This is a genomic window from Thermotoga sp. (assembly GCF_021162145.1).
Taxonomy (GTDB): domain Bacteria; phylum Thermotogota; class Thermotogae; order Thermotogales; family Thermotogaceae; genus Thermotoga.
Genome location: NZ_JAGGZH010000131.1, coordinates 1 through 8,967 on the forward strand (window position 1 = coordinate 1; position 8,967 = coordinate 8,967).

Here is an 8,967-nt window from a genome sequence, read left to right on the forward strand (position 1 = left end):
CCTGGAAAATACTGGATCTTGAGAAAAGAGATCGATCCTGCTCTTTACTGGTTTGGGGAGTACATTTCACCCAGGACACCATTGAATGGACTTGGAACGAGGTATCTCCAACTTTCGAACCCTACCTATGCGATCCACGGGACTTCAAAACCTTGGGAAATAGGAAAGAGGATATCACATGGGTGCATAAGAATGTTCAACAGGGATGTAGAAGAACTAGATGCTTTTGCAGGTGTGGGAACAGAAGTGATCGTTGTAAAAGAAGAGGGAGATTTTCCGGAAAGGCTTTATTGAAAGAACAAAGCGGGGAATTCCCCCGCTTTTTTCACCAAGAACTTCTTCTGCCTTTTTTCTCAAGTCTTCTTCTGTATTCGGAGAACTTTTGACTGCTTTCTTTCAAAAATCTAGAGAGTTTCCTCTCAAAGTCCATATCTTTTCTCTCCGATTTCCTGTCACCGGTTTCTTTGTCCTCTGGAGTGTCCTTTAGGGAAAGCTCCCAGCCACCGTTTCTGGCCCTGCCGATCACCTTCGCGGATATCTCCTGCCCCTCTTTCAAGTAATCCTCTATTCTTTTGACGTAGTCTTTGGAGATCTTCGAGATGTGTATAAAACCTTTTTCCCCCCCTTCAATATCCACGAAAGCTCCGTACCTCACGATCTTAGAAATCTTTCCCTTCACAAACTCACCAACTTTCACAAAAAACCCTCCTCACAAAAGTGGTATTCCTATCAGTAATTGTCCCCGTACTTCTTTCTGAACTTCTCCACTCTACCCTCGGTGTCAACGATGAGAACTCCACCTTTTCCACCGGAGGTGTAGAATGGATGACACTTTGAACACACGTCGATTCTCACATTGTCAGCCGTTGTGTAAAAAGTATGCTCTGCACCACACGCGCACTTGACTGTCACAAGCTTCATTTCCGGATGTATTCCCTTTTTCACCGAGTCCTCACCTCTCTACAGTCTGTATGTTCTCACATGCCAAATACTACCATACATGGGATCAAAAATCAAGAGGAAAGCAAAATTTAAGCCCCCAGATGGGGGCTGATTGGTCTCTTTATTCGACAACTCTCACATGTGCTGCTTGAGGACCCTTCTTGCCTTCTTGAATTTCGAACTCGACCACTTGGCCTTCCTTCAGTGTCTTAAAACCTTCCATCTCGATAGCTGACCAGTGCACAAACACGTCTCCTCCTTCGTCTTTTGTGATGAACCCGTAACCTTTCTTGGCATCAAACCACTTGACCTTTCCTCTCATACCGCATGCCTCCTTAACGAAAGATGGTACTCCTCAATCATAACACTTTGTAACCTGTCATGTCAAGTAGCTTGAAAATGGGGATTGAACATCTCACACCTTCGTGTTATAATTCTTTTCGGTGTGCCGAAAAGGGTCTTTTCAAGGGAAACAAGCCGTGTTATAATATGAAAGTGGAAGGTGGGGCCGTAGCTCAGCTGGGAGAGCGCTACCATGGCACGGTAGAGGTCGTGGGTTCAAGTCCCATCGGCTCCACCCGTGGGGGCCCCCGTAGTTCAACGGATAGAACGGCGGATTCCTAATCCGCAGATGGAGGTTCGATTCCTCCCGGGGGCACCACACCAGGAGGAGAGTGTGAGGTGGGCCGTTAGCTCAACAGGTAGAGCACCTGATTCTTAATCAGGGGGTTGCAGGTTCGAGTCCTGCACGGCCCACCAGGTTTTTTAAAAGTAAGTGGAGGCCGGCCCGGCTTCCCACCTTGGGGTAAAATCTACCAGGGTGAATATCCCTGAGAACTTCAGCTTCGAAGGGAAGCGGGCTTTTGCCCGCTATTTTTCGTGGAAGGGGGAGGCGATCGATATCGGTGTAACCATGGATCTTCTGAGGAACGAGCAAATAAAAGTTCCGAAGGTCAGAGTAGTGGACGAGAACGGAAAACAAATAGGCATCATGCTCACAAAAAAAGCGCTCGAGCTTGCAAGAGAAAGAGGATTGGACCTTGTTCTCGTTGCTCCCAACGCGGATCCACCTGTTGCCAAGATAATGGATTATGGGAAGTACAAGTACCAGCTCACCAAGAAACAAAAAGAAAGCAAGAAGAAAACCGTTCAGATGAAGCAGATGAAGTTTCGGCTGAAGATCGACGAGCATGATTACCAGACGAAGGTGAGGCACATCAGAAGATTTCTTGAAGAGGGGCACAAGGTTCGGGTGGTAGTTATGTTCATCGGTAGGGAGATGATGTTCACGGACAAAGGTAAGGAAATTCTCGATAGGGTAATCAAGGATACCGAAGACCTCGCAGTTGTTGAAAAGCCACCAAAAGTGGAAGGAAGAGACATGTGGATGGTTCTGAAACCCAAAAATTCTTAGGGGAGGTCCTGAAGATGCCCAAGGTGAAAACAAACAGGAGTGCAGCAAAAAGGTTCAGGCTGACAAGAAAGGGAAAGATTATCAGAAATCATGCGTACAAGAGTCACAAGACGAGGAAAAAGAGGAGAAGCGTCTTGAGGGCTCTGAGGAAGAAAGACGTTGTATCGAGTGCGGATAAAGATAGGATACTCAGACTGCTTGGGAAAAAGTGAGGAGGGATGAATCGTGCGCGTGAAAAGAGCTGTCCATGCAAAGAAGAAGAGAAGGAAGTTCTTGAAGGAAGCAAAGGGATATAGAGGTGCACTCAGCAGAAGATACAAGCTCGCAAAGCAGATGTACATAAGGTCCAAGTGGTACTCCTACGTTGGAAGAAAGATAAAGAAAAGAAACATGAGGAGACTCTGGATCACCAGGATCAACATAGCCGCTAGGAATGAAGGATTGAAATACAGCGAGCTCATCTATGGATTGAAACTGGCGGGCGTTTCTATAAACAGAAAGATGCTCTCTGAACTTGCTGTGAACGACCCAGAAGCGTTCAAAGAATATGTCAAGATCGCCAAAGAAGCTCTCGCTTCGTGAGGTGTCGGTGGTGGAGAAAACCAAGAAGATAGCGATCATGAGTGGAAAGGGAGGGGTCGGGAAGACAACCGTTGCGGTCAATCTCGCCGTTGCCCTAGCATCGGAGGGATATCAGGTAGGTCTTCTGGACCTCGATCTTCACGGACCCAATGTTCAAAGGATGCTTGGTGTTTCTCTTCCTCCTTCCGAGGGAGAAAAGATCGTTCCAGCAAGATACGGAGAGTCCCTCAAGGTATTCTCTCTTGCTATGATTCTTCAGGAAGGGGCTCCTGTGATCTGGAGAGGACCATTGAAGCACAAAGCAATAGAGCAGCTCACAAGGGATGTGGATTGGGGAGAAATCGATTACCTGATCTGTGACCTTCCACCGGGAACGGGCGACGAGGCGCTTTCCACCTTTCAGATAATAAAGCCCGATGCTGTGATAATTGTTTCCACTCCTCAAAAAGTAGCGGGAGACGATGTGAGAAGAGCTATGAATTTTGTGAAAAGGTTGAACGGAACGATCCTTGGAGTTGTGGAAAATATGTCTTACCTTGTGTGTCCAAAGTGTAGTGAAAGGATTTTCCTCTTCGGAAAAGGTGAAACAGAAAAACTAGCAGAGGAGTTCAACGTTCCGCTCCTTGCAAGACTACCTATGGATCCGGAGATTGCCATCCTTTCCGATGAAGGAAAACCCGCTGTAGTCTACAAGAGAGGAACAATGATAGAGGAGGAATTCAAGAAGATCGTTGAGAAAGTTCTTGCTCTGTGATCACCCTGTCTTTTCCGAGAAATTTCGCCATGTAGAGGGCCTCATCGGCCCTTTTTATAGTTTCAAACGGCGATTCACCCGGAGTGAACTCCGCAACACCGAAACTCATGGTAATATGGTGAACGTTTTCGGGATCGTCCTTTACGGCGTTCCTCAGCTTCTCCGCTACCAGCTTGGCTTCTCCCAAGGAAGTTCCAGGAAGTGCTATCACAAATTCCTCCCCTCCGTACCTTCCTACAAGATCACTTTTTCTTAGGAGCGAAAGCAGTTTCTTTCCCACCCATCTGAGAACACTATCTCCACTCATGTGACCGAACTGGTCGTTGAGTCCCTTGAAATCGTCTATATCGCACATTATCAAAGAAAGAGGCATTCTGTACCTGGTTGATCTGTACGCCTCTTCTTCGAGTCGCTCCATGAAGTACCATCTGGAGAAAACTCCCGTGAGCAGATCTTTTATGCTTCTGTCCCTGTATAAACGTTCCCTGAGCACCACGGTAAGGGTGTGACCGAACCATTCGAGTGTCTCCACAAGCTCCCAGGCTGATTTTTCATCACACTCCAGGTTGGTATCGATGTAGATCATCGTATCGTGTTTCATGTCTAGATTGAAGGACATGAGTGCTCTGAAGGGAGATATCTCAAGAAAATCCTTTCCGTCAGGAACACTTGAGAAAGAGGAGTTGAATTCTTCTATCGTCTTTCCAGTGCGTCTTTCCACTATCTTGAGAGAGAAAACTTCATACGGTATCACCTCTGAGAGCTTCGCAGCAACGAGTTCCATCATCTCGGAGAAGTCTTTGTCTGGTTCTATAAAGCTTATGAAAAGGTAGTGTGGTATTCTGTTTTCTACGGAGAAAGTTCCCAGATTTGTTTCCAGTTTCAATGAAACCTCTTTCAATCCTATTGCGTTGTAGATCAGAACGGCCTTCTTCAGAAACCTTTTTGCTCTGAAGTTTAGATCCAGCGCATTGTAAAATCTGTAGAGGCTTTCATAAACCAGTGCCAGTGTGAGGTCGGAGGCATTTTCTACATTTTCTTTTTCCAGCTCCAGAGCAAATTCCTCGAAGCTCTCTGGATCCAGTTTTGCAAGTCTTTCTGCAAAGACGTAGGCTATTTCTTCGTTAAAAAACTTCCTGGGTTGTTCAATTGCTTTTTTCCACGACTTCAAAAACTCGGTGTCGTTCTCGGCGAGTACCATCTCCCTTAAAAATTCAAAACCGAACCTTTCGAACTCCGGCTCTTCTTTTTTCAAGAGAGATCTTGCACCTTCGAAATCTCCTGCGAAGAGATAGTTTATCACAAGACCTCGAAGGGCCCGCCTTTCGATGTGGTTTCTTTCCTCCAAATCGAGTTCGAACTTGAAAATTTTCTCCGCGTTTTGATAGTCTTTTCTATGAAGATGGTAAAGTCCCTCCAGAAAATAGGTGTAAGAGAGAATGGTTACATTTCCAAAGAGCTGCGATTGTTTTCTAAGGCGGTTCAGTTGAGTAAGAAAAGCTGAAATTTTTCCTTCGTAAAGGAGATTCCATGTCAGATTGCTCTCATCAACAATGGCAAGAGATGGATCTATCTTTTTTGAGATCTCAAGCGAGCGGTTGAAGTAATAGTTGCTCATTGCCCTGGTCCTTGATAGAGCACCAAGGGCCCTATACCCAGATACCTCCACATCCAGGAACTTTTCTCGGGTTGCAATGTGCATAGCATTTCTCAGAAGCTCGCGGTTTTCACTCGCAACGAACAGTTCATACAGCAGAACGGCTTTCAGATAACGACGTTCTTTCGTTGAAAAATTCTTTTTTTCGAGCTCTTTCTCGATGAGTTTCAGCAGTTTCTGAGGAACCCTTTTTCCGGACCTCCTGTAAGAACGAGAGACGATGGCGAGACTGTAAAGATCGCGATAGGAGAGATGCTCACTTTTTTCAAAGATCCTCTCCGGATTGCCTGCAAGTTCTTTGAGCCTCGCAATCCAGGAGGATTTGAAGTCCTCTTTTTCGATCCTGAACGGGTCCATTCTGAAAAGAAGCTTCATTTTGAGACTTTCGATGGAGTAGTGAGTCTTCCCGAGAGATTTTCCCAGCCTTTCCAGGTACTCGATCATCAGTTTGGTTTTCTCATACTCCCAGAAGTGATTTCTCACGTACCTCAAAATTTGAATGGCTCGGGTTTTCACATCTTCTATGGACAGGGCGTGTTTTACGGCGAGGTCTTCTGGGAGTTTTTTGAAGAGCTGTTCATGCAGGAGATTTTTTCTTTCGTCAGATACTTTCCTGTAATAGTAGTCCCAGAATTCTTTCAACGTGAATCTGTAATGTCCCGCCTCCACTACTATGATTCCAGAATCTATCGCCTTTTCTATAACCTCGGAAAAATCCTCACCAGTGATCTCCTGAAGCGCCTGTATCTCGATCCCCGTGAACTTCTGACCCAGGACGCTCAAATCTCTGATCCCGGGTGAATCCAACGCTTGAAGGAGGGGTTTGAAGACATCGAGAATGTTACTTTTGAGATCTGTCCTGTTCAAAACCTTGAGAATTTCCACCATGTATCCAGGAAGGCCCCTGCTGAGGGAGTATATCAACTTCACCTGGCTGTCTGAGATCTTCCCAAGAGATCTTTCCAGAAGAGCTTGAGTTTCTTTCAGTGTGAACGGAGAGAGCCTGTAAATCTTGTGGAAAAAGTTGTAGGTTTTTGTAGACGTTGCAAGAACTATGATTTTTGTACTTGTGGAGATAGTTGAGAGTTCCTCCATGAATGGAAAAAGATCCAGACCATCGGAAAGATCGTCGATCAGGATCACCTTCTCCTGACCGTCTTCTAGCTTGGTCAGAAGGTCGAGCTCATCAGAAACGTTGTACCACATTTTCAGGTCCACAAGGGAGAAAGTCTGGTGCACGAGGAATCCTTTTTCTCTGAGATCATCTGCTAGAACCGATGCCATCTTTGTCTTTCCAACCCTCTGTTCACCGGTTATCAGGATGAGCAGAGGAAATCTGGTAGCGTGGTCTATATCCCTTTTTATTTTTTCTTCGACTTCTCTGTGTATGTATGGGAATCTGGCTTCCGTGAACAAAGGAATCGACAGATCACTTTCATAATCAAGTTGGTTCACCCCGTGGTGTTTCAGAAACTGATAGCACACCTGCCGGGTAGCCTGAGGAGTTTTTTCTCTGGCAAATACCACTCCTCCCGCTCCTTGTGGAGGATCGCTGATGAAGGAAGGAACAAGAAATACTCCTTCACCCAGCAGGATATCGTCCAGACCCAGAACAGGCACGATCACTCCTGCCTTCGAAAGAAACGTAAAGAGCTTCAGGAGTTGTCTTGAAATCTTTTTGTTTAGGCTTTCAAGTGGCTTGAGGTGCTGGTAGTAAGGATAGAAGAACAGGTACTTTTCGCCTGAGATTCTGACCTTTGCAGGTATGAGGATATTTGGAATCTGAAGTCTTTTCAGTTTTGAATACTCATTGAAGAAAAAATGCCTGTCTATAGGGATCTTCACAATCTTCAAAACTTTGTCTTCACCGTCTTCCTCTATGAGAAATTCATCCCCCCAGTACGTCTCTCTGAGCAGTCCTTTCACCTTCACGGTTTACACCTTCTTCAAACCTTTTCAGAAGAAGATCCACCACCTTCGGTATGATGTTTTCAATCTTTTCTTCTTCGAATGTCACACCGGCCGCTCTGGGATGCCCTCCTCCCCCCAATTCGAAGGCCACTTCGTTCACATTGAACCAGTCCTTCGATCTCATGCTAACGTGTATTTTACCCCGTGGAAACTCCATGAACAAGACGGCAACTTCCACACCCTTTATAGAGCGAAGTTCACCTACAAATCCTGAACTGTCTTCATCAGTACAGTTGTGTCTTAGATACGTATCGTAGTCGATGTAAGAGTAAGCGATTTTTCCGTTTTCTAAAAGCTGAAGTCTTTCCAGAACCTCAGCGAAGAGTTTGAACTGTTCGAATCTTTTGTTTTCCAGAATCTCTTTTGCAACAAAGTGTGCGTCTGCCCCCATCTTCACTAGTTCGTAGGCGTCTTCAAAAACTCTGGCGTCCGTGTTGGAGTGTCTGAAGAAGCCTGTGTCCGTTGCTATCCCGAGGTAGTTCAGGGTAGCGAGAACAGAATCGTACTCAACACCGAGCTCTTTGTTCAATCTGAAGATCATCTGTGCCGTGGCGGCAAACGTTGGATCCACCCAGTTCCACCTTCCGAAGAAAACGTTCGTTGAATGGTGATCTATCACGGCCGATGGTATTTCTTTCAGGAGACTTTGAAACTTCCCTATTCTGTCTGGAGACGAGGCATCCACCACCATCACAAAATCAGGTTCAAAATCAGTGCTCTGTTCAATTCTTTCAATGTGCGGAAAATTTTCGAACACGTAAGGAATTTTGTAATCTATAACGGCTTTTGCTTCTTTACCTATCTTCTCTAGTCCCAGCGTCAGACTGAGAACGGAACTCACGCAATCACCATCGGGCATGATGTGTCCTACGACGAGGATCCTGTTGTACCATGATATCGCATCGACTATTTCCCTCACTCAAAACACCTCCACCGCTGTCTTCAGCACTTTTTCTATTCTTCCCTGTGCCATTTTTGTTGTTTTCACCACTTCTTCGTGTGAGAGTCTTCCGTGGCTGATGCCTGATGCCATGTTGGTTACGCAGGAAAACACGATCACTTTCAATCCGCAATGTTTGGCCGCTATCAACTCCGGAACCGTGGACATTCCAACAAGATCGGCCCCAAGTTTCTCAAAAACTCTTATTTCAGCCGGTGTCTCGTAACTTGGACCCAATACTCCTATGTAAACACCTTCTTTTAATTCGATCCTTTTTTTTACCTTTCTAACCCACTCTGGATCTACCACTGATGACATATCGGGAAATCTAGAACCAATTCTTTCGTCGTTTGGCCCTCTCAGAGGATTTCTGAACATGAAGCTTATTACGTCTCGCACCAGGATCACTTCTCCGGGTTTAAACTCTTGGTTTATCGCACCGGCAGCGTTCGTCACGATGACACCTTTTACCCCCAGGAACTTCGCGACATAAACGGGAAGAGCAATCGTCCAAGGATCGTGTCCCTCGTAGAGGTGAAACCTCCCTGCCATTACCACAACGGGACGATTTTTCACAATTCCAAAAACTAGCCTTCCGCTGTGACCTTCCACTGTTGGTTGTGGAAAATATGGAATGTCTTTATAATCTATAGTAGTACGATTCTCCACGGCTTCTGTAAACAAGCTGAAACCGGATCCAAGAACGA

11 protein-coding genes and 3 tRNA genes are annotated in these 8,967 nt (G+C 45.8%); 8 read left to right on the forward strand and 6 right to left on the reverse strand.

The window, feature by feature from the left end; all coding sequences use genetic code 11:
- Positions 1-294: L,D-transpeptidase (locus J7K79_RS07940; RefSeq protein ID WP_296907280.1), on the forward strand; the 294-nt coding region annotated here is incomplete at its 5' end.
- A gap of 31 nt (positions 295-325) precedes the next feature.
- Here J7K79_RS07940 and J7K79_RS07945 read toward each other — a convergent pair.
- The 3 genes from J7K79_RS07945 to J7K79_RS07955 form a co-directional block, all read right to left on the reverse strand.
- Positions 326-697, reverse strand: coding sequence for a S1 RNA-binding domain-containing protein (locus tag J7K79_RS07945; RefSeq protein ID WP_296907282.1), 372 nt, complete (start codon positions 695-697; stop codon positions 326-328).
- Positions 698-729: 32 nt separating this feature from the next.
- Positions 730-945: a 50S ribosomal protein L31 gene (rpmE, locus tag J7K79_RS07950; protein WP_296907283.1), complete on the reverse strand. Its 216-nt coding sequence runs from the start codon at positions 943-945 to the stop codon at positions 730-732.
- Between the two features lie 118 nt (positions 946-1,063).
- On the reverse strand, positions 1,064-1,264 hold the full coding sequence (locus J7K79_RS07955) for a cold-shock protein (RefSeq protein WP_296907285.1): 201 nt from the start codon (positions 1,262-1,264) through the stop codon (positions 1,064-1,066).
- Between the two features lie 182 nt (positions 1,265-1,446).
- Here J7K79_RS07955 and J7K79_RS07960 point away from each other — a divergent pair.
- The 7 genes from J7K79_RS07960 to J7K79_RS07990 all read left to right on the forward strand — a co-directional run bounded on the left by J7K79_RS07960 (position 1,447) and on the right by J7K79_RS07990 (position 3,692).
- A tRNA-Ala gene (locus J7K79_RS07960) sits at positions 1,447-1,519 on the forward strand.
- Positions 1,520-1,528: 9 nt separating this feature from the next.
- Positions 1,529-1,603: transfer RNA gene (locus J7K79_RS07965), tRNA-Arg, on the forward strand.
- Between the two features lie 22 nt (positions 1,604-1,625).
- Positions 1,626-1,701, forward strand: a tRNA-Lys gene (locus tag J7K79_RS07970).
- A 154-nt stretch (positions 1,702-1,855) separates the two neighbouring features.
- The gene (infC, locus tag J7K79_RS07975) at positions 1,856-2,356 is read left to right on the forward strand and encodes a translation initiation factor IF-3 (RefSeq protein ID WP_296907303.1); all 501 of its coding nucleotides are present in this window, start codon (positions 1,856-1,858) and stop codon (positions 2,354-2,356) included.
- A gap of 14 nt (positions 2,357-2,370) precedes the next feature.
- Positions 2,371-2,568, forward strand: a complete 198-nt coding sequence (rpmI, locus tag J7K79_RS07980; protein ID WP_296907287.1) for a 50S ribosomal protein L35 — start codon at positions 2,371-2,373, stop codon at positions 2,566-2,568.
- A gap of 13 nt (positions 2,569-2,581) precedes the next feature.
- Positions 2,582-2,938 (forward strand): 50S ribosomal protein L20, encoded by a 357-nt coding sequence (gene rplT, locus J7K79_RS07985; protein ID WP_296907289.1) that lies wholly within the window; start codon positions 2,582-2,584, stop codon positions 2,936-2,938.
- 10 nt (positions 2,939-2,948) lie between these two features.
- A complete protein-coding gene (locus J7K79_RS07990; protein ID WP_296907292.1) occupies positions 2,949-3,692 on the forward strand; it encodes an Mrp/NBP35 family ATP-binding protein in 744 nt (247 codons plus the stop codon).
- Here the strand turns inward: J7K79_RS07990 and J7K79_RS07995 are convergent.
- The 3 genes from J7K79_RS07995 to J7K79_RS08005 all read right to left on the reverse strand — a co-directional run.
- The gene (locus tag J7K79_RS07995) at positions 3,658-7,281 is read right to left on the reverse strand and encodes a diguanylate cyclase (protein ID WP_296907295.1); all 3,624 of its coding nucleotides are present in this window, start codon (positions 7,279-7,281) and stop codon (positions 3,658-3,660) included. The genes J7K79_RS07990 and J7K79_RS07995 overlap by 35 nt on opposite strands.
- Positions 7,238-8,239, reverse strand: a complete 1,002-nt coding sequence (locus tag J7K79_RS08000; protein ID WP_296907298.1) for a bifunctional oligoribonuclease/PAP phosphatase NrnA — start codon at positions 8,237-8,239, stop codon at positions 7,238-7,240. The genes J7K79_RS07995 and J7K79_RS08000 overlap by 44 nt, the downstream gene beginning before the upstream one ends.
- Positions 8,240-8,967 (reverse strand): purine nucleoside phosphorylase I, inosine and guanosine-specific (locus J7K79_RS08005; RefSeq protein WP_296907301.1); only part of this gene is annotated, 728 nt, incomplete at its 5' end. It lies immediately after the preceding gene.

Excerpts from the sequence above, each read along its gene's own strand:
- rpmI (WP_296907287.1), top strand. The coding sequence starts at position 2,371 with ATGCCCAAGGTGAAAACAAACAGGAGTGCAGCAAAAAGGTTCAGGCTG.
- J7K79_RS07955 (WP_296907285.1), bottom strand. The coding sequence starts at position 1,264 with ATGAGAGGAAAGGTCAAGTGGTTTGATGCCAAGAAAGGTTACGGGTTC.
- infC (WP_296907303.1), top strand. The coding sequence starts at position 1,856 with ATGGATCTTCTGAGGAACGAGCAAATAAAAGTTCCGAAGGTCAGAGTA.